Here is an 18,437-nt window from a genome sequence, read left to right as displayed (position 1 = left end):
CGACATCGTGGCCGGCGTCGACCGTGGCGTCCTCGCCGCGGTCGACGCCGGAAAATCAACGCATGCCGGTCCGGAATCAGTTATGGATTCCCGATGTCGTGGCAATGAACCAGCTCGCCGGAGGAAGCGCGACGGACCCCGTGACGGAATCGACGGAGGCGTCACCCGCGACAGGGGTCCACGCAGCGGCCGGAATGTCCGCGGTGGCGGGAGAGGGGCCGAAGTTGAGAGCGACCGCGAGGGTGGAACCGGCGTCGGGCGCGACCAGGGAGTAGCTGAGGACGGAATGGCCGAGCGTGTGGATCCGGGTCTGGGCACGGACGAGCCAGGGGTGGCGGCGACGCACGCCCACCAGGGTCTGGTGCAGCCGCTGAACAGCCAGTCCTTCGGCACCGAGATCCGAAGGAGAGAGGGGGAACGCGGGACGGATGGCATCGTCCCCGCCCACCCGGTCCTCCTTGACGCCCTTCCGGGCCCGCTCGTCGCCGGCGTAGACGGACGGTGTCCCCCCGACCGTGAACAGCACGGCGAGAGCGTGCGCCAGGTGCCGGGGATCCTCCAGTCGGCTGGCGACACGGGTGACGTCGTGGTTGCCGACGAACGTCTGCGGCGCGAAGGTGTCGAGCATGGCGTTGTGGCGCTTGAGCGCCCAGGCCAGTTCGTGCGGATTGCGGTCGTTGAGCGAGCTCCAGACCGCCTTCCACAACTCGTACTGCGTCACGGTGTCCAGTCCGCCCTCGACGACGTAGGCCGCGTAGTCGCCGTGGATCACCTCACCGCTGAACCACACGCCGGGGTGACGCGCCCTGGCCCGGTCCGTGACGGTCCGCCAGAAGGGCCGGGGAACCGCGTAGGCCGCGTCGAGCCGCCAGCCGGCGACGCCCCGGTCGAGCCAGTGGCCGAGGACGTCGGCGACATGGTCGGCGACCGCCGGGGACGCGTGGTTGAGCGCGACGAGATGACGATGCCCCTCGAAGGTCCGGAAGTCGTCGCCCTCGGGGACGAACCAGTCCGCGTACGGGGAGGCGGCGCCGCGCCGTGCCACGTCGGCGAAGGGCGCGAAGGACCTGCCAACGTGGTTGAACACGCCGTCGAGCAGGACGCGGACCCCGCGCGACGCGGCCCGGTCGACCAGTTCGACCAGGTCGGCCTCGGTGCCCAGGCGGGGATCGACACGGAAGTGGTCGGTCGTGTCGTAGCCGTGGGTCTCGGCGGCGAAAACTGGCCCGAGGGCGAGGCCGTTGCAGCCGAGCCCGACCAGATGGTCCAGCCAGTCCACGAGGACGGGCAGCCGGTGCCGCACGGGTGCGCCGGCGGGCAGGGCGTCCGGTTCCGCGCCGAGGAAACTCAAGGGATGGACGTGCCACCAGATGGCGTGGTCGGGCCAGGACACGGGAGCCTCCGTCAGTGGGGTCGGGTCGTGGTGCCGGGCACGCCGGTCGGGGAGTCGGCGAGGCGGTTCATCAGGCGGGCGGCGAGCACGAGGACCTGACGCTCCGTCTCGGTGAGATCGACGAGGGCGATGTCGAGCCATGCGTCGCGCTGCGCCATGTCACGGGCGAGGGCCGCCCGGCCGGCCTCGGTCAGCTGCACCACGCGCTGCCGCCCGTCCTGCGTGTCCCGTGTCCTGCTGATCAGGCCCTCCTGTTCGAGGTCGGCGAAGACCCGCGTGAGGGACTGGGGCTGCTGATGATCGGCGGCGGCCAGCGCACCGGCCGACATCGGGCCGTTGCGGCGCAGATGGCCGAGGACGCTGCTCTTGTTGAGGCTGAGCCCGTCGGCGGGGCGCTCCGCGCTCAGCCTGCGGGCGAGCCGGATGACGCCCTGGCGGATCTCGGCGGAGTCCCGCCGCTCGGCCCCGGATCGTTCCACGTCCTCGCCCTCGTGTTCTGTTCGCTCTCCCATCACATTGCTAAGGTATCACTTACGATACTCGCCGGAGGGTGGGTCTTGACATGGCTTATGGATGGCTTGTTCCAGGGGTTGCCTTGGCGGTGATTCTACGTGTTGCGTAGTTTTCTGAGGTCGACACGTCGTGCGCTGCACTTCGATCCGCGAGGGATGTTCCTGCGGACGACGGCCGTGGGCATGGCCACGGTGCTCGGCACGTACGGTCTGGCGCTGCTCGTCGAGCACGAGGCGGGGCTGCACGTCGACAGCGTGGTGCAGGCGGTGGTGATCGCCTCGGCGCTCGGCCGCGTGCAACGCCTCTTCGACCGGACCGACCGGCTGCTGGCCTGCGTCGTACTGCCCTGCGCGGCCGCGGCGGGCACGGAGCTGAGCACCTTGATCCAGCAGCATCCCGACGCGGGTGACGCGGCGTTCGTCGTCGGGGTCGCGGGGGCGATCTGGGTGCGCCGGTTCGGTGCCCGCGCCACGCGAGCGGGCACGCTCGTCGTCCTGCCCCTGATAGCGGTCCTGGTGGTGCCGGCCGGGGCGGTGCCGGTCAGCGGGCACGAACACACCGCCTGGGCGGCGGTGACGGCGCTGGCGGCGGTCGTCTGGGGAACCGTGGTGACGTGGACGGCCCAGCACACCGGTCTCGTACCACGGCCGCCCTCCGCGAAGGTGACCACCGCGCCCCCCGCCCCGCGGCGCCGGCCGACCGCGAGCACCCGGATGGCCCTGCAGATGGCGGCGGCCCTGACCGCGGCGTTCGTGATCGGCCGGAATCTGTGGCCGGACCACTGGGCGTGGGTGGTCCTCACGGCGTTCCTGGTGTGCAGCGGTGCGCGCAGCCGCGGCGACGTACTGGTCAAGGGAGCTTGGCGCACGCTCGGCGCCGCGGCCGGCACGGTGGTGGCGACCGCCGTCTCCGGACAGTTCGGGCCACGGTCGGACGCCGCGGTCGTCGTCATCTTCGTCGTGCTCGCCGTGGCCACATGGCTGCGTGAACTCAGTTACGCGTACTGGGCGGGCTGCGTCACCGCCGTGCTCTCGCTGCTCTACGACTGGTTCGGGCAGAGCCCGGGAGACCTGCTGCACACCCGGCTGGCCGGGATCGCGGTGGGCGCGGTCCTCGGCGTGGCGGCTTCCTGGCTCGTCCTTCCCGTCCGGACCGAGGCGGTGGTACGAGCCCGTACGGCGGCGGCGCTGTCGGGTCTGGGCGAGTTGATGGAGGCCGACTGGCTCGACGGCCCGGCCGTCCGTGTGGCCCAGGACCGGTTCGCCTACCGGGTCGAGCAGTTGGCGATCGTGACGGCTCCGATGCGGGTCCTGGCCGCGGTGCCCGTCCCCCGGTCCCTTTCCGCCCTGTGGCAGCCGGACGACCTCACGCTCCGTACCGTGGCGGCCCTGCGCCGCTGTGCCGAGCCCGTGGACGACCTGGCGGACGCCGCCGGGTCCGCGCCGGACGCGCTGACCGCCGACCCTGCGGTGGCGCGGGGGCGCGCCCGGGTCGCGGCGCACGCGCTCGGCGTACGCCGGGCGATCGGCCGGCGCCCGGCCCCGCCCGCCCCCGCGGAAGCGGCCTCGCAGGAGCGGTTCCGGGCACCCGGGGCCGTCGTCCCGGCCGGCCGGTTCGCCCCGGCCGCCCTCGCCGCCCTCGACGCGATCGACAGCCAACTCGACGTGCTCAGCACGTTGTTCGGTCCACCGCCGGTATACGCACCCGACGCGGCGGCAGCCGCGGCCGGCTGACGGACCGGCGCAAGGGCCGGAACCGGGCGGCAACCGGCTCCGTACCGGACGGCCGGCACCGTGAAAGCGGTCTACGGTGACCCGCATGAGCATGCCGCGACCGGGTTACCGCTATGTCGGGCCCAGTGACCTCAAGGGACTCGTCCGGCCGGACGGAGAGGGCGCGCGCATCCGTTCGGCGGCGGACCTCACCCGGTGGGTGTCGGCCCGCGGTGCCGAGGAGCGGGCCGAGCCCTTCACCTTCGTGGTGGACACCGAGGGTGTCCTGCGCCTGGCGCCGCGCCGCAGCGAGCACGTGGTGTGCGCGGGCGGAGACACGGTGCTGAGTGCCGGGGAAGTGAGCTTCCGCGAAGAGGGCGGGCGGTGGACGGTCGACGAGGTCAGCAATCAGTCGACCGGCTACTGCCCGGACACCGACTCGTGGCCGGCCGTCGCGCACGCGCTGGACCGCGTCGGGCTCGACCACCCCGACGGGTTCACCCACCAGGTGGTGTTCCGGCGCTGTGTGTCGTGCCGACAGGTCAATGTCGTACGCGAGGACTACTTCGTCTGCGTGTTCTGCGACGAGACCCTGCCGTCCGGCTGGAACATCGACGGGGCGGACTGCCGGGTGGTCACCGCCGCCGATGACTTTCGTCGCTCCCGGCGGTCTGCGTCGTCAGGGTGAAACGGACGGAGGCGAGGGTGAGCGTGTTTGTCTTGGTTCCCGGGGCCGGGGGTGCGGCCTGGTACTGGCATCGTGTGGTGTCCGAGCTGCGGGCGAGGGGGCACGAGGCGGTCGCGGTCGATCTGCCCGGCGCCGACGAGTCCTCGGGGCTGCCCGAGTACACCGACGCCGTCGTCGCGGCGATCGGCGACCGCGCCGACACGGTGCTGGTCGCTCAGTCGATGGGCGGTTTCACGGCGCCGATGGTCTGTGCCCGCGTTCCGGTCGGGCTGCTGGTGCTCGTCAACGCGATGGTGCCGCTGCCGGGCGAGACGCCCGGACAGTGGTGGGGCGACACCGGGTCGGAGCCGGCCCGGCTCGCCGCCGCCGAAGCGGGCGGCTACGGCACCGCGTTCGACCTGGACACCTACTTCCTGCACGACGTCCCGGCCGAGGTCGCCGCCGCCGGGGCCGCCCATCAGCGGCCGGAGGCCGACATCGCCTTCAACCAGCCCTGTGACATCGAGCGTTGGCCCGACACCCCCACGCGGGTGCTGGCCGCGACCGGGGACCGGTTCTTCCCCGTGGACTTCCAGCGCCGGGTCGCCCGCGACCGCCTCGGGATCGACGCCGAGACCGTTCCCGGTGGGCACCTGGCCGCGCTGTCGCACCCGTCCTCGCTCGTGGACCGGCTGGTCGAACGGTTGCCGTGAGGCCTGTAGGTTCGATCACCTCCCGCCAGGAGGCGGGTGCCGGACTCACGCGCAAGGAGCTGCTCGCATGGCCTCGGTCCACCGCACCACGATGACGCCCACCAAGCTCGAACTGCTCACCCGCTGGCTGCCGAAGCAGAGTTGGTACGCGGGCGGCGCGCAGGGACCGGAGCTGGTCAAGGCGGGCGGCTTCCGGCTGGACGATCCGGAGGGCGAGGTCGGGATCGAGTTCATGGTCGTGGTGGACACCGGCGCGGCCGAGCCGGTGGCGTACCTGGTACCGATGGGCTACCGGGGGACGCCGCTGGAAGGCGTCGGCGACGAGGCGCTGATCGGGACCTCCGAACACGGGGTGCTGGGTACCCGGTGGATCTACGACGGCGTCCACGACCCGGTGGTGACGGCGCAGCTGCACGCGCTCCTGCGCGGTGAGGCGACGCCCCAGCACCAGTCCGAGAGCGACACCCCCGACCCGACCGTCACCGTGCACGGAACCGGCCCCGGCGCCGGACTCGACGTCGGACTCGCCCGTGTCCTGCGGCCGCAGGACGCCGCGCAGCGATCGTCCGGGTGCCTCGTCGCCGGGTGGACCTGGCCCGACGGAACGCCGGCACGCGGAGTGTTCGCGACCGTCGCGCCGCGGCACGAGGTCGTACGGTCGCGGTAGTCGTACGGTCCTCTGGGGGTGCGGCTTCCCGGCCGAACGGCGAAACGTATCCCTCCGGCGCGAAGCTCGTTGAAGTGGTCAGCGCGCAAACGCCCCCGACGGATGCGCGACGTGAGGGCCCGAATCCCTGCCCGGTCTCGGGCCCTCACCCCCCTCCCTCCTGAGCGACCGCCTTGCGGGCGTCGTCCGCCGGAGGAGTCAGGTGTCTCCCGGCGGGACAACTCGGGTGTCCCCGGCCGGACATGCCATGATCCGCACTCATGAAGACGTCGAACCCGTCCATGGTCCGGGCCGCCGCCCGCAACAACGCCGAGTGGTGCGCGGCGATGAGCCGATCACACGGCGTGGAGGGCGAGTTCGGGGAGCAGGCGTGGGCCGCCCCGTCCCGTACCCCGCTGTACTACCCGGACGCGGTGACACTGGTGCCCGGCGCCGACCCGGCCGCGCTGCCGACGCGGATCGACACCGCCGCACCCGGCGCCTCCGTCAAGGACAGCTTCGCCGACCTCGACCTGACGGAGGCAGGCTTCCGGGTTCTCTTCGACGCGCGGTGGATCCACCGCCCGCCGAAGGGGCCCGCAGGTCCCCCGACGCTCGCCTGGACCGTGGCAGGTGACCCGGACACGTTGCGCGACTGGGCGCTGGCCTGGGACGACGGGGACGGGCACGCGGACCTGTTCCGCCCCGAACTGCTCGGCGACCCGGCCACCTTCGTGCTCGCCGGGCGCTCCGCCGACGGCCGGGTGACCGCCGGAGCGGTGGCGAGCCGCGGCGACCACGTGGTCGGAATCTCCAACGTGTTCGCGCGTGACGGCGGCCCGGACACGGCCTGGCCGGACGTGCTGAACGCGGTCCACTCGCTGTTTCCCTCCCTGCCCGTGGTCGGCTACGAACACGGCGACGACCTCGCCGCCGCCATGCGTCACGGCTTCGAGCCGATCGGCCCGTTGCGGATCTGGACCCATGCGGGTCGGGACGGACGCGGGCACATCGGTTCAACGCCCTGACCGGAACCCGGCCGGGGCGCGTCGGTTCGGCGCGCTGGTCGGGATTCCGGCCGGAAGGCGGGCCGGGGCGCACGGTTCGACGCACCGGCCGGATCCCGTTCCGCGGCCCGCCATGTGACGCCCGGTCGCATTGGCCCTTGCCGTCCCTCGGTGCCCTTCTACTCCCCCCGCCGTCCTCGGCCGCCCGAGCAGCCCCCGGCGTCCCGGGACACTACGAGTCCTTGCTCGCCAGCCGCTGCGCCGCTCGCTCCCCGCGTCGCTCCACCGGCTCGACTCCCCACGCCGCGCCCAGACCGCTCGGCGGCATGTCGACGTAGATCGACTCGTACGAACCGGCCGGAACGATGTACGTCTCGTGCCAGATCCCCACGGCGCCCTTGCTGTTCCGCAGCCGTCGGTTGAACGCCGCCCACGCGGGGCGGTGCTCCTGGGTCTGGTCGGAGGCGTAGGCGAGCAGCTTCTCGCGCGACTCCCAGTACTGCGCGACGGTGAACACGCGCGGACCGCCGCTCAGCAGCCGGTGGTCCAGCAGCCCGCTGTCACTGTCCCGCGCGAGTTCCTTCAGCATGCGCGGCATCGCGGTCAGGGTCGGCAGCCAGTGGCGGACGGCCCGCCAGCGGTTGATCCGCATGCCGATGAGGAAGACGACCACGTCGCCCTCGGCCGCGGCCGTGACCCGCTGCCCGGATGTCGGTGCATTACCCATGAGACTCCCCGCTCCCGTGTTGGATAGTGGCACAATCCATGTTTGGATAGTGTCACTGTCCGATGAAAGGTGCAACAGGATGCGGTTGGCGGAGTTGAGCGAGCGCAGCGGTGTGTCGACCGCGACGATCAAGTACTACCTGCGCGAAGGACTGCTCCAGCCGGGCCGCCGGATCTCCGCCACCCAGGCCGAGTACGGGGAGGACCACCTGCGGCGGCTGCGCCTGGTGCGGGCGCTGATCCAGATCGGCGGAGTCTCGGTGGCCGACGCGCGCGAGGTGATCGCCGCGGCCGAGGACGAGTCGCTCGACCACCATCTGCGGCTGGGCGCGGCGACCCGGATGCTGCCCACTGCCGAGAAGCCCGACGAGGACGATCCGGCGGTGGCGACCGCCTGCCGTTCGGTGGAGGCGCTGCTGGAGCGACTGGGCTGGTCCTGCGACCCCGGCGTGAACCTGCTCAATCCCGCCCACCGGCGGCTCATCGACTCGGTCGCCGCGCTGGTCCGGCTCGGCTATCCCTGCGACACCGAGCAGTTGCTGCCGTACGGGCGGCTGGCGGCGCAACTGGCGGTCACCGACCTGGACCTGGTCGAGGAGCAGCCGACTCCGACCGAGCAGATCGAGGCGGCCGTCGCGCTGACGGTGCTGTACGAACCGGTACTGCTGAGCCTGCGGCGCATGGCCCACGCGGAGGAGTCGGCCCGGCGGTTCTGAGGCACCACGGCCCCGGACACACGCCCGCTCACTTGCCCACTTGCCCACTTGCCCACTTGCGATGACCGCCCGGCCGCCCGTCTCGGGAACCGTCGGAGGAAACGGCCCGCTCGGCGAGCCGGCTCATCCGGGGTGCCTCGTGAACGCGACCGGAAACACCGACGGGACCCAGCCGCCCCCGATGCGGGGCTCGGTCCGCTGGGTCCCGAGGGGTCCGGCACGTCGTGATCAGTTCAGTTTGCGGCAGAGCAGCGCGGCCGGGCCCTGACTGGCACCGATGCGGGTCGTGAAGGCGATGCCGGCGGCGTACTCGTCATCGGCGCACTGCCCCTTGTAGTCACCGTTCGCGAAGTCGCCTCCCGCCGCACCGGCGGGCCGGTTGTCGGACCGGTCGAACCAGACGGTTCTCCCGGCGCCCGCCAGCGAGGCGGCGGCCGGAACGCACAGGGCCGCCGACGTCCGGCCACCCCGCCGGCTGTAACCGATGAGGAAGTTCCCCGCGGGGCACTGCAACTTGGTGTACCCGGAGGCCCAGTCTCCGCCCGCGGGAACATAGCGCTCGTCGGTGACGACCGTCTGGGTGGTGGCCGAGGAGCGAAGGTCTCCGGTGGAGACGTCGGTGCACAGCGCTCGAACGCCGCTGTGGCCGAGTCCGACCAGCCGCTCGCCGTCGGGACAAACGGCCTTGGACGCACCGGAGTTCCAGTCGCCACCCGCGCGCACCCGCAGCGACTGCACGTAGTCGCCGTGGTCGGTGGCGAGCATGCGCCAGCTGGGGACCTCGGCGACGGGCCCGGTGCGACTGTCGGCGGTCATGAGCCGGTTCCACGCGGTGCCGCGCCAGTCGGACTGGCCGAGGATTCCGTACCGGTTGCCCGACGTGTCGTAGCGCAGCAGGGACCAGTCGTCGTGGCCTTCCCAGCCGACGAGCGGCCAGTAGGCGAAGTCGACGTCGTGGTCGGCGAAGTAGTCGGTGATGTTGCCGAACCAGGTCCGGGCGGCCGCTCCCGTCTCACCGGCTCCGATGCCGAACTCACTGATCCACACGGGGGCGGTGAAGTGCTGGTTCGCTTCCGAGGAGACGAAGAACGCCTCGTCGTTCAGGACTTGGTAGAGCTGGTCACGGGTGAGGTCCTGGTACCGGGCGTCGTGGGTCTCTCCGATTCCGGTCGCCCCGCTGTGGTTGGGGCCGGTGTATCCGTAGAAGTGGGCCGAGTACACGAGCTTGTGAGCGGCGACGAGGGTGTGCGAGAGGTTCCTCGCCGGGGTCAGGGTGGGACGGCCGTGCGGCAGACCGTCGACCGGCAGTCCGGTCCAGTTGATCCCCTCGATGACGATGAGGAGGTTGGGGTTGGCCTCGGAGAGGATGCGGTCCGCCGCCAGCTGGGCAGCTGCGTACCAGTCGTGGGCGTCACCCAGGCCCCAGTTGGGGTCGTCCAGTATGTCGCGACGTACCTCGTTGTAGAGGTCGGCGCCCACCACCCGCGGATCACCGGCGTAGCGGCGGGCCATGAAGACCCAGTCGTCCGCCCACTGCTGGGTGGACTGACTGCTGTTCCAGCGCTCGTTGCCGTCGACGCCGCAGCACCAACGCGAGGTGTTGGTGTGGTTGTTGAGGATGACGGCGAACCCGCTCCCGGTGAGGGCCGAGACCACGGCGTCGTAGACCTGGAGGGGGGTCTTGCCGCGCAGCCCCGGGTTGGCCGTGACGGCGACGTCCGGCACCGGTGTCGTCGAATGGATCATCGCGTTGGAGAAGGGCAGCCGGATGCTGTTGATGCCCAGCCGGTGGAAGTCGTCGAGCAGTTGGGGCAGCGTCGCGCGGTCCAGGCCGAGGGGGATGCCGTAGGAGTCCTGTCCGGCGTGGTGGTTGGCCGGGTCGTCGATGCTGCCGCTGCCCGTCCAGGAGCCTTGCGCACCGTCCCAGTTGGCCGACTTCAGCCGGAAGCGGTCGCCGTCGGCGTCCACGATGTACCGCCCGCGGGTGGACAGCGGCGGTTGCCATGTCCCGGTCGCTGCGGCGGCGGGGACTTCCTGAGCGTTGTCCGCGGCCCTCGGGGTGGCGGCGACCGCCCCGGGGGCCGTGGCCAGCAACAGGAGGGCTGCTGCCGCTAGTGTCAGGTACTTGCCAAATCTGAGGGTAGGCATCGGACCTCTGTGAGGGGTGTCGGTACGCGGACGTGAGTGTCTGTGCCCGGCGGCACCCGAGGAGCGGTGCCGACCGCCGTGTTCGGCGTGACGGAACGAGTCGGGCTCGCGTCCGGGGCGGCGGCCTCCGATCCACGAAGGCCCGGATGCCACCGCCCCGGACGGGTCACGCTGTCGTGCTCCGAACCGGGTGGGCCTGGCGCTCCGACCGGAACGGCGGCTTCGCCACGGGCGCTTCAGCCTTCCCGCCGGCCACAGGTACGGACCTGAGAGTAGCGGGAAGGCCGACCCCGAGCGATGGTTCCGGTCAGGCGTGGTGCTCGGCACAAGGGGCACTCCCCCGGGCTCCGACACGGCCGGCCACCCTGTCGCCTGGTCACCCTGTCACCTGGTCGCCTGGTCGCCTGGTCGCCTGGTCAGCGGACTCGGATGAAGAGCACGTCGTATCCGCTGCTGGTGCTGCGGGTCTTGACGTAGACGCCGTCGGATCCGCCGTTGGGATTGCCGGTGTTGCCTTCGACGGTGGTGAAGCTGGAGCCGCCGCTCACCGTCCGCACGATGCCTATGTGTTCATGCCCGCCGGTGAAGTCGTTGCCGCCGTTCCAGTCGAAGGCCACGATGTCGCCCGGCTGCGGGTTGGTCGTCACCGACAGGTGGTAGTTGCCGGCTCGCGCCTGCTTGACCCAGCCCGAGACATAGGTGTTGCGGTAGGAGCTGGCCCCGGTCTGCTTGGCCACCCAGCTCACGAAGGTCGCGCACCAGGCGTAGCTGCTGGTGGACAGCGACAGGCCCACGGCCGATCCGTAGCTGTTCGCCCGGGCACTGCCCTCGACCGTGCCGACCTCGGCCGCGGCCACTGTGAGGATGTTGCCGTACCCGCCGCCGGGCGGGGTCGAGGTCGGCGGGGTGACCGCGCCGTACAGGGCGGCCTTGGTGTTCGGACCGACCTGACCGTCGACCGACAGGCCCTTCTCGGCCTGGAAGTCCCGCACCGCGCTGTCCGTCATCGGCCCGAAGTCGCCGTCGACGGCGAGATCGGCACCGTGGTGGTTCAGCAGGCTCTGCAACTCGGTGACACAGCCGCTCTTCTGGCCCTTGACGATATTGCCCGGGCACGCGGTGGAGTTGAGGTTGATCGGCGCCGGTGCGCCGCTGCCGCCCCCCGTGCTGATGTTCGCGTACAGGGCGGACTTGGTGTTCGGACCCACTTCCCCGTCGACGGACAGGCCCGCCGAGGACTGGAACGACCTCACCGCGGCCAGGGTCAGGGGCCCGAACTCACCGTCCACGCCGAGGTGTTGCCCCTTGCCGTTGAGCAGGGCCTGCAGCGTCGCGACACACCCGCCGCTCTGCCCCTCCACGATGTTCGACGGGCAGGACGCGGACCGCAGGTCCAGCGCGGTGGACGGCGACTCGTCGGTGTCGTAGAGCTCACGCTTGGTGTTCGGGCCCACCTGCCCGTCGACCGAAAGGCCGTTCGCCGACTGGAAGCTGCGGACGGCGCTGTTCGTCGCCGGACCGAAATCGCCGTCCACGTCGATCGCGTAGCCGAAATGGCGCAGCAGTCGCTGCAGTTCGGTGACGCAGCCCCCCTTGTCGCCCTGGACGATGCTCGCCGGACACGACGAGGACGTGAGATTGATCGGCGCCGGGGCCGAGCCGCCGGTCGCGTACAGCTTGGCCTTGGTCTGGGGGCCCACCTGTCCGTCCACGGCGATCGCGACGGAGGACTGGTACTCGCGGACCGCGTAGAGCGTGTTCGCCCCGAAGATGCCGTCCACCGCCAGACCGGCGCCATGGGCGTTGAGCAGGTTCTGCAACTCCGTGACGCAGCCGCTCACCTGGCCCTGCTGGATCACACCGGGACAGGACGAGGAGGTCAGCTTGACGGCCGTGGGCGCCGCCGACGCCGGAGCGGCACCGATCAGGGTGCCCGCCGCAAGGAGCGCCGTCGTGGCGGCGAACACCCCGGTTCTGACTCTCCAGCCCGGTCTCGCGCTCATGACGCCTCGGCGCCGGGCGGGCGAATTGTCTGTGCGCACACGAAATGAAATCGTTCTCATGACTGCGAAACGTCTCCTTCGCTGGATGTGCGGATGGCCGTCGGAGATCGTCCGACCCGAGACCGCACACTGCCGTGATGTGTCGTTTATGGAAGGTGTCGCCCGCCCGACAGACGCTCACATCAGGCCTTCAGCCGGTAAAGGGAGGAGAAATTGGCATTTTGGCCCCGTCGGCCCGATTGAGGACCAACGGCCTTACAGAGCAACGGAGTTGAGGTCGTCGAAAGTCATGATCGGGGGGCTGTCATTCCGCGCACGACGGTGACAGTTCAAGCCGCTGTGCACAATATCCGGCCACACAACTGGCCTGATCCGATCGAGATCGGTGGCTGGAAAAAACGCACGAGCGACAGCCTTTCAAATATGTGGTTCTTTTCGGCGGTCTGTCTCGTTGAACCGTTTCCGGCATCATTTTTCGCGAGCCAGGCGAAAGGCGAAAATCGCCCGGTCGAGGGCGTGGTCGACGGTCGGCGCAGATGGGTCCGGGCCGCTGGAAGGCTTCGTCGTTGCGCACGCCTGCTCGGTGACGGTGAACGTCTCGTCGCCGACGGGGGCGTACGACCCCGCCCCGGTGGCCGACCTCGGTCAGGGGAGGGCTGCCACCACGGCGATGTCCGCAGGGCCGGTCGGCGCGTAGTGGCCGGGACCCACCGGGTCGGGGACACCGTTCCCCTCACGGACGCCGGGGCTGTCACCTGACACTCCCCCGCCCCGTCCGGCCGGGCGAACTCAAGGGCCGGCATCCACGTCCGGAAAGGAGCGGTCCGGCTCGGTCAGGCGTCCCAGGCGCGAGGGCGGTTCAACGCTTCCCATTCGGGGCGCAGCAGCGAGAACACGGCGAGGTCGTGGCGTCGGCCCCGATGGAAGCAGGCGGCTCGGCTCACGCCTTCCTGGACGAAGCCGGACTTGGTGAGGACCGCGCGGGCGGGAGCGTTGCCCGTGTGCGTCTCCGCCGTGAGCCGGTACAGCGGGAGTTCACCGAACGCCAGGTCCACCAAGGCGTCGAGCGCGTCCGTGCCGTGGCCGCGGCCTCGGTACTGCGGGGCCAGCATCAACTCGACCTCGGCGGTGCCGTCGATCATGTCCTGGCGGCCGAGTGCGATCTGGCCGACGGGGGTGCCGTCCGGGAGCAGGACGAGGAAGTCGTCGCGATCATCGTCGTCGTTGTCGCGTTCGATGCGCTCGCGCAGCGCGGTGAGGGAGCGCGGCCACGTACCGAGTTCGTAGGCGCCCACCGGATCGGATCGCCAGCCGTGCAGCAACTCGGCGTCGTCCACCTCGACCACCGCGAGGCCGACCGACGCGGCACGCCAGGCGAATTGCCTCTCCGGCTCCACGTCGCGCTCGTCGTCGTCCAGGGTCCGTACGGCTTCGATCATGATCGGATGCTACGGCTGCCTCCGGTCCGGAACCAATGGGTTTCCGGGCTCGTCGGATGACTGCGCCATGGCTCGTGAAAGCCCGCGTGTCCACGCCGTCGGCACCGGCACGGCCGCCGGTCACGCCCTCGCAACCGCTGTACGTGGGCGGCGAGCCGAAAGGTCAGCTCGCCCTGCGGGCGACGGCCGCGGTGTCCTGTGAGCGTTCGTGTTCCACTCGCGCCGTTTCCAGGAGGTTCAGCCAGGAGGTCACCGTCGGCCGACGGCGCAGCAGGGCTCGGCGCTCGCGCTCGGTCATGCCTCCCCACACGCCGTGCTCGATGCGATGGTCAAGCGCATAAGCGAGGCATTCGGTGAGCACGGGGCACCCGATACACAGCATTTTGGCCCGGTTCTGCGCCGCGCCCTCGACGAACAGGTCGTCAGGATCGGCCGTACGGCACAATCCTCGATCACTCCAGTCGGTGCTCGTCATCTCGTGATGCCGTCCTCTCCCCTGGCCCCCGCCTGCGAGTTGCCCTCCTGCCCTGGCAACAGGCATATGACACTACGCCTTTCGAGGGCCACAACTCTATCTGCCGTACGGCACCACACCTTCGAGTGAGCCTCGCTTGCCTCTCGGGCGCGGCAGCGCTATGGAGGTGCCGCGACGGTCCACGGTCCGGATCAGCGCCTCCGCAGCACGGTGCGGGCGTCCACCCCCTTCCTCGCCATGGAAAGCAGGAGTCATGTCCCGGAACAAGCAGACCGTCGAGACGTATCTCGACGGCTTCCGAAAGAACGATCACGCACAGATCCTGAGTTGCCTCACCGATGACATCGAGTGGACGGTTTTCGGCGGCTTCCATCTGGCCGGCAAGGAGGCGTACGACGCCGCCGTCGAGGGCCCCGGCTTCGTCCCGCCTCCCCAGTTGGACGTCGTACGCATGGTCGAGGAGGACGACGTGGTCATGGCCGAACTCACCGGAACGGTGATGCGTGACACCGGAGAACCGATGCGCATGTCGATGGCCGAGGTGTTCCGCATGCGCGACGGGAAGATCTGCGAACGCCGCGCATGGGTGATCGAGCTCAAACGGAACGACTATCTCTGATCCACGGAGGTCGGTTCACGGTCGGTCGGCAGTCGATTCGCGGTCGGTTCACGGTTGGTTGGTGGTCGATTCACGATTGGTTGGCGGTCCGTTCACGGTCGATCGACGGTCGTTCGCGGTCGGTTCGCACGGGGCGTCGCAACCGCAGCCGCCCGTTCGGAATCAGTGGGCGCGGAGCGTCGCAGCCGCCTTGTACGTACGCAGTACCGGCGCCGTCTCGATCCGCGTGACCGAGTCCCAGGCCACCCGCCGCGTCAGGTAGTGGTGCAGGGCCTCCGCGTCACGGCACAGCGCGTGGGCGACGAGGTTCGTCGGGCCGGTCGTCGCCGCGACCAGCGCGAGTTCACCGTGACCGGCCAGCGCTGTCGCCACCGTGTCCAGGTGTGCGGGCGCCACCTGCATCCAGAGCAGCGCCGACACCGTCACGCCGAGCAGCACCGGATCGATGTCGATGTCGAAGAACAGCGCGCCGCGCGCCCGCAGTTCGGACAGCCGACGGGCCACGGTGGACGGAGTGGTGCCGGTGGCCGCGGCCAGTTCCGCGTAGCTCAGGCGCGCGTCCTCGCGCAGCGCGGAGATCAGCAGCCGGTCCGCCTCCGTGAGGAGATGGGCGGAGAGCGGGGTGACCCGGGCACCGGAGGAGTCCCCGGTCTCCGGAGCGTCCGACGCGGGGGTCCCGGCGCGCAGCCGCGCCACCTGGTCCGCGTCCAGGGCGTCGATCCGGCCGCGCCACGCCGTCGGACCACCCAGGTAGGTGTGCAGCAGGTAGTGGGCCGACACGGCGGTGATCCCCGCGGTGCGGGGGATGTCCCGCAGCAGGAGCGCGTGCGCGTCCGGACCGGCGGGGGCGGTGTGGATGATCGCGACGATCTCCGTTCCGCCGGAGGTCAGCCGTACCCAGGAGGTGTCGGGGCGCCGGGCGAGCGCCACCGCGATGTCGTGCGCGCTGCGCGTCGCGGCGGTGAGCCGTACGAACCACTGGTGCGTGCCGGACGTCCGGGGTGTGGGCAGGGCGACGACACGCAGCCCGGCTTGCGCGTACAGCCGGCGGTAGCGGCGGACCACGGTCTGGGTCGAGGAGCCGAGGACATCGGCGACGAGGGTGAACGGCGCCCGTGCGTCCACGTGCAGGGCGTGGATCAGACCCCGGTCCAGTTCGTCCAGTACGAGCATGCTCGCCAAATTAGCCGACCTTGTTGGAAGAAATCCCTGAAGTCGGCTGAAGAAGTGGAAGCGGAGAAGGACCCGGCGACACGGTGGTCACCGGCCGCACACCGTGCGGCGGCCGCGCCGTCCACGGCCCGGCCGGCACCACCGCGACCGCAACCGGCACCGACGTCGGCACTGGCACCACCACAGACACCACCAACACCAGCACCAGCACCAGCACTGGCACTGGCACTGGCACACCCATGCAGTCCCCGGGGGGAGACCCATGTCCCGCATCACGAAGCCCACGGCCGGCCGCGGCCGGCCCACCACCGTCGCCCCGCCGGACCCCGGCCGCCGTGGGCTCGCCCTCGCGGCGGTACTCACGGCCGAGGCGATGAACCTCCTCGACGCCACGATCGTCCAGGTCGCCGGCCCCGTCATCCACACCGACCTCGGCGGCGCACGGGCGACGATCCCGTGGTTCAGCGCCGCCTACACCCTCGCGTTCGCCCTCGGCCTGCTGACCGGCGCCCGGCTCGGCGACATGGCGGGCCGCAGGCGGGTCTTCCGCCTGGGCGTCGTCCTGTTCGCCGCCACCTCCCTGGCCTGCGCGCTCGCGCCGGACGCCGGGTCCCTGATCGCCCTGCGTGCCGTGCAGGGCGCGGCGGCGGCCGCGATCATCCCGCAGACCTTCGGGCTGATCCGCGCGATGTACGAGGGCGGCGAACTCACCCGGGCACTCGGCATGATCGGTCCGGTCATGGGCCTGTCCGCCGTCCTGGGCCCGGTTCTCGGCGGTGTCCTGACCCATGCGGACGTGTTCGGCTCCTCGTGGCGCGCGGTCTTCCTCGTCAACCTCCCGCCGGCCGCCGCGGTCCTGGCCGCGTCCGTGTTCCTGACCGAGGACCGCGCGCCGACACGGCCCCGTCTCGACCCGGTCGGCACCGTCCTCGCCATGCTCGGCACCGCGCTGGTCGTGTGCCCCCTGGCCTCCGGGAACCCCGGTCCGGCCCGGTGGGCCGTCGCCGCCGCGGGAACCGTGGTCCTGGGCCTGTTCGTCGTCCATCAGCGCCGCGCCGGCCGCCGCGGCCAGGCCCCGCTGATCGAACCGGCGCTGCTGCGGGGCCGGGCGTTCCCCGCCGCCCTGGCCACGTCGACCCTGTTCTTCGCCGTCATGAACGGCGTCATGATCACCGTCGTCCTGCACCTCGAACTCGGCCTCCACGACGGGCCGTTGACCGCGGGTCTCACGCTGCTGCCCTGGTCCGTGGGCCTCGCGACCGGCTCCTGGGCCGCCGGCACGCATCTGGTCACGCGGTACGGAACGCGCGTCCTGCACACCGGCGTCGCCGTCCTCGCGATCGGTCTGGTCGCGGCCGTCCTCGCGTACCGCGGTGCGGACCCCGGCACGTATCCGACGCTGCTTCCCGCCGCCCTCGCCGTCGCCGGGCTGGGCACGGGCCTGTTCACCCCGCCGTTCTTCAGCACGGCACTCGGCGGCGTCGGCCCGCAGGAGACCGGTTCGGCCGCCGGTCTGCTCAACGCCGTACAGCAGCTCGGCGGCACTCTCGGTGTGGCGGTCGTCGGCGGCGTCTATCTGCGGACGGCCGACGACGCGGGCACCGCGGCCCAGCACGCGCTGGGGGCCGCCTCGGTCATCCTGGCCGCCGCGGCGGTGGCCGCCACGGTCATGACCACACACCGGGCCACGCGCCGCGCCACCCGCTGACGACCGGCCGCGACCGGCCTACCGCCGACCGCGGCCACCCGACGACGGCCGGCCGCCCCGCGGCAGGCGGGGCGGCAAGGCCGGTCGCACCCACAACCGACCGGGGAACGGGCACCGGGCCGCGGTCCGGGCCGGTTCATGACACCGGCCCTCGGGCGACGCGGGCGCCGGACCTCCGGCGCCCGCGGCCCGTTCCGGCCCGGGGCACCCACCCGCGCGACCCGCGGGTGGTCAGCCCCTGATCAGGATTCCGCGCGCCTCGGCAGCCGCCAGTTCGGACGGACGAAGTGGCAGGTGTAACCGTCGGGGTAGCGCTGCAGGTAGTCCTGGTGCTCCGGCTCCGCCTCCCAGAACGGACCGGCCGGCGCGACCTCGGTCACGACCTTCCCGGGCCACAGCCCGGAGGCGTCGACGTCCGCGATGGTCTCCTCGGCGACCCGCTTCTGCTCGTCGTCGACGTAGAAGATGGCGGACCGGTAGCTGAGACCGATGTCGTTGCCCTGACGGTTCTTCGTCGACGGGTCGTGGATCTGGAAGAAGTACTCCAGGATCGTCCGGTAGTCGGTCCTCGTGGGATCGAACGTGATCTCGATCGCCTCGGCATGCGTCCCGTGGTTGCGATACGTCGCGTTGGCCACGTCTCCGCCGCTGTACCCCACCCGCGTGTCCAGAACACCCGGGAACGTCCTGATCAGATCCTGCATGCCCCAGAAGCAGCCGCCGGCCAGCAGCGCCTTCTCCTCGTTCCGGCTCATCACACGCACCCTTCTTCCTCGTCC

Annotated in this window: 17 protein-coding genes; 8 read left to right on the top strand and 9 right to left on the bottom strand. The window is 71.2% G+C overall.

Translation table 11 applies throughout. The features are described from left to right. Nucleotides 1–76 precede the first annotated feature (76 nt). Together ACH4S8_RS03775 and ACH4S8_RS03770 are read right to left on the bottom strand one after the other, a co-directional pair. Nucleotides 77–1,393 carry an alpha-amylase family glycosyl hydrolase gene (locus ACH4S8_RS03775; protein ID WP_398390562.1) on the bottom strand — a complete coding sequence of 439 codons (1,317 nt, stop codon included), beginning with the start codon at nt 1,391–1,393 and terminating at the stop codon, nt 77–79. Nucleotides 1,394–1,404: 11 nt separating this feature from the next. Continuing rightward, nucleotides 1,405–1,905, bottom strand: a complete 501-nt coding sequence (locus ACH4S8_RS03770; RefSeq protein ID WP_398390560.1) for a MarR family winged helix-turn-helix transcriptional regulator — start codon at nt 1,903–1,905, stop codon at nt 1,405–1,407. A 156-nt stretch (nt 1,906–2,061) separates the two neighbouring features. On the opposite strand from ACH4S8_RS03770, the gene ACH4S8_RS03765 reads away from it, so the two are divergent. The 5 genes from ACH4S8_RS03765 to ACH4S8_RS03745 all read left to right on the top strand — a co-directional run bounded on the left by ACH4S8_RS03765 (nt 2,062) and on the right by ACH4S8_RS03745 (nt 6,672). Next, entirely contained in the window at nt 2,062–3,639 is a 1,578-nt protein-coding gene (locus ACH4S8_RS03765) for an FUSC family protein (protein WP_398390558.1), read from the top strand. 85 nt (nt 3,640–3,724) lie between these two features. Continuing rightward, entirely contained in the window at nt 3,725–4,306 is a 582-nt protein-coding gene (locus ACH4S8_RS03760; protein ID WP_398390556.1) for a hypothetical protein, read from the top strand. Between the two features lie 17 nt (nt 4,307–4,323). Next, nucleotides 4,324–4,998: an alpha/beta fold hydrolase gene (locus ACH4S8_RS03755; RefSeq protein WP_398390554.1), complete on the top strand. Its 675-nt coding sequence runs from the start codon at nt 4,324–4,326 to the stop codon at nt 4,996–4,998. Between the two features lie 67 nt (nt 4,999–5,065). After that, nucleotides 5,066–5,665 carry a 1,4-alpha-glucan branching protein gene (locus ACH4S8_RS03750; protein WP_398390553.1) on the top strand — a complete coding sequence of 200 codons (600 nt, stop codon included), beginning with the start codon at nt 5,066–5,068 and terminating at the stop codon, nt 5,663–5,665. Between the two features lie 260 nt (nt 5,666–5,925). Continuing rightward, nucleotides 5,926–6,672: a hypothetical protein gene (locus tag ACH4S8_RS03745; protein ID WP_398390552.1), complete on the top strand. Its 747-nt coding sequence runs from the start codon at nt 5,926–5,928 to the stop codon at nt 6,670–6,672. 211 nt (nt 6,673–6,883) lie between these two features. On the opposite strand, the gene ACH4S8_RS03740 is transcribed toward ACH4S8_RS03745, so the two are convergent. After that, nucleotides 6,884–7,378: a DUF4188 domain-containing protein gene (locus ACH4S8_RS03740; RefSeq protein WP_398390550.1), complete on the bottom strand. Its 495-nt coding sequence runs from the start codon at nt 7,376–7,378 to the stop codon at nt 6,884–6,886. Nucleotides 7,379–7,457: 79 nt separating this feature from the next. On the opposite strand from ACH4S8_RS03740, the gene ACH4S8_RS03735 reads away from it, so the two are divergent. After that, the gene (locus ACH4S8_RS03735) at nt 7,458–8,093 is read left to right on the top strand and encodes a MerR family transcriptional regulator (RefSeq protein ID WP_398390548.1); all 636 of its coding nucleotides are present in this window, start codon (nt 7,458–7,460) and stop codon (nt 8,091–8,093) included. Between the two features lie 228 nt (nt 8,094–8,321). On the opposite strand, the gene ACH4S8_RS03730 is transcribed toward ACH4S8_RS03735, so the two are convergent. The 4 genes from ACH4S8_RS03730 to ACH4S8_RS03715 form a co-directional block, all read right to left on the bottom strand. Continuing rightward, nucleotides 8,322–10,241, bottom strand: coding sequence for a glycoside hydrolase family 5 protein (locus ACH4S8_RS03730; protein WP_398390546.1), 1,920 nt, complete (start codon nt 10,239–10,241; stop codon nt 8,322–8,324). Between the two features lie 416 nt (nt 10,242–10,657). Further along, nucleotides 10,658–12,244 (bottom strand): peptidoglycan-binding protein, encoded by a 1,587-nt coding sequence (locus ACH4S8_RS03725; RefSeq protein ID WP_398390544.1) that lies wholly within the window; start codon nt 12,242–12,244, stop codon nt 10,658–10,660. Between the two features lie 833 nt (nt 12,245–13,077). After that, a complete protein-coding gene (locus ACH4S8_RS03720; protein ID WP_398390543.1) occupies nt 13,078–13,683 on the bottom strand; it encodes a GNAT family N-acetyltransferase in 606 nt (201 codons plus the stop codon). A gap of 163 nt (nt 13,684–13,846) precedes the next feature. Then, entirely contained in the window at nt 13,847–14,158 is a 312-nt protein-coding gene (locus tag ACH4S8_RS03715) for a WhiB family transcriptional regulator (RefSeq protein ID WP_398390541.1), read from the bottom strand. 253 nt (nt 14,159–14,411) lie between these two features. Between ACH4S8_RS03715 and ACH4S8_RS03710 the strand changes: the two genes are divergently transcribed. Next, the gene (locus tag ACH4S8_RS03710; RefSeq protein ID WP_398390539.1) at nt 14,412–14,777 is read left to right on the top strand and encodes a nuclear transport factor 2 family protein; all 366 of its coding nucleotides are present in this window, start codon (nt 14,412–14,414) and stop codon (nt 14,775–14,777) included. 162 nt (nt 14,778–14,939) lie between these two features. Here the strand turns inward: ACH4S8_RS03710 and ACH4S8_RS03705 are convergent, their stop codons facing one another. After that, entirely contained in the window at nt 14,940–15,950 is a 1,011-nt protein-coding gene (locus ACH4S8_RS03705; protein ID WP_398390537.1) for an Lrp/AsnC family transcriptional regulator, read from the bottom strand. 262 nt (nt 15,951–16,212) lie between these two features. Here ACH4S8_RS03705 and ACH4S8_RS03700 point away from each other — a divergent pair, with 262 nt between their 5' ends. After that, nucleotides 16,213–17,658 (top strand): MFS transporter, encoded by a 1,446-nt coding sequence (locus ACH4S8_RS03700; RefSeq protein ID WP_398390535.1) that lies wholly within the window; start codon nt 16,213–16,215, stop codon nt 17,656–17,658. Between the two features lie 242 nt (nt 17,659–17,900). On the opposite strand, the gene msrA is transcribed toward ACH4S8_RS03700, so the two are convergent. Then, entirely contained in the window at nt 17,901–18,413 is a 513-nt protein-coding gene (gene msrA, locus ACH4S8_RS03695) for a peptide-methionine (S)-S-oxide reductase MsrA (protein WP_398390533.1), read from the bottom strand. Nucleotides 18,414–18,437 lie beyond the last annotated feature (24 nt).

The sequence above is a fragment of the Streptomyces sp. NPDC021080 genome (assembly GCF_044333225.1).
Classification (GTDB): domain Bacteria; phylum Actinomycetota; class Actinomycetes; order Streptomycetales; family Streptomycetaceae; genus Streptomyces.
Note: the sequence above shows the minus strand (reverse complement) of the source record. Positions and strands in the feature narration are given on the sequence as shown.

Coding starts and splice junctions, on each gene's coding strand:
- ACH4S8_RS03720 (WP_398390543.1), bottom strand. CDS start 13,683: ATGATCGAAGCCGTACGGACCCTGGACGACGACGAGCGCGACGTGGAG.
- ACH4S8_RS03700 (WP_398390535.1), top strand. CDS start 16,213: ATGTCCCGCATCACGAAGCCCACGGCCGGCCGCGGCCGGCCCACCACC.
- ACH4S8_RS03750 (WP_398390553.1), top strand. CDS start 5,066: ATGGCCTCGGTCCACCGCACCACGATGACGCCCACCAAGCTCGAACTG.
- ACH4S8_RS03730 (WP_398390546.1), bottom strand. CDS start 10,241: ATGCCTACCCTCAGATTTGGCAAGTACCTGACACTAGCGGCAGCAGCC.
- ACH4S8_RS03725 (WP_398390544.1), bottom strand. CDS start 12,244: ATGAGCGCGAGACCGGGCTGGAGAGTCAGAACCGGGGTGTTCGCCGCC.
- msrA (WP_398390533.1), bottom strand. CDS start 18,413: ATGAGCCGGAACGAGGAGAAGGCGCTGCTGGCCGGCGGCTGCTTCTGG.
- ACH4S8_RS03760 (WP_398390556.1), top strand. CDS start 3,725: ATGAGCATGCCGCGACCGGGTTACCGCTATGTCGGGCCCAGTGACCTC.
- ACH4S8_RS03765 (WP_398390558.1), top strand. CDS start 2,062: ATGTTCCTGCGGACGACGGCCGTGGGCATGGCCACGGTGCTCGGCACG.
- ACH4S8_RS03740 (WP_398390550.1), bottom strand. CDS start 7,378: ATGGGTAATGCACCGACATCCGGGCAGCGGGTCACGGCCGCGGCCGAG.
- ACH4S8_RS03745 (WP_398390552.1), top strand. CDS start 5,926: ATGAAGACGTCGAACCCGTCCATGGTCCGGGCCGCCGCCCGCAACAAC.
- ACH4S8_RS03715 (WP_398390541.1), bottom strand. CDS start 14,158: ATGACGAGCACCGACTGGAGTGATCGAGGATTGTGCCGTACGGCCGAT.
- ACH4S8_RS03710 (WP_398390539.1), top strand. CDS start 14,412: ATGTCCCGGAACAAGCAGACCGTCGAGACGTATCTCGACGGCTTCCGA.
- ACH4S8_RS03735 (WP_398390548.1), top strand. CDS start 7,458: ATGCGGTTGGCGGAGTTGAGCGAGCGCAGCGGTGTGTCGACCGCGACG.
- ACH4S8_RS03770 (WP_398390560.1), bottom strand. CDS start 1,905: ATGGGAGAGCGAACAGAACACGAGGGCGAGGACGTGGAACGATCCGGG.
- ACH4S8_RS03705 (WP_398390537.1), bottom strand. CDS start 15,950: ATGCTCGTACTGGACGAACTGGACCGGGGTCTGATCCACGCCCTGCAC.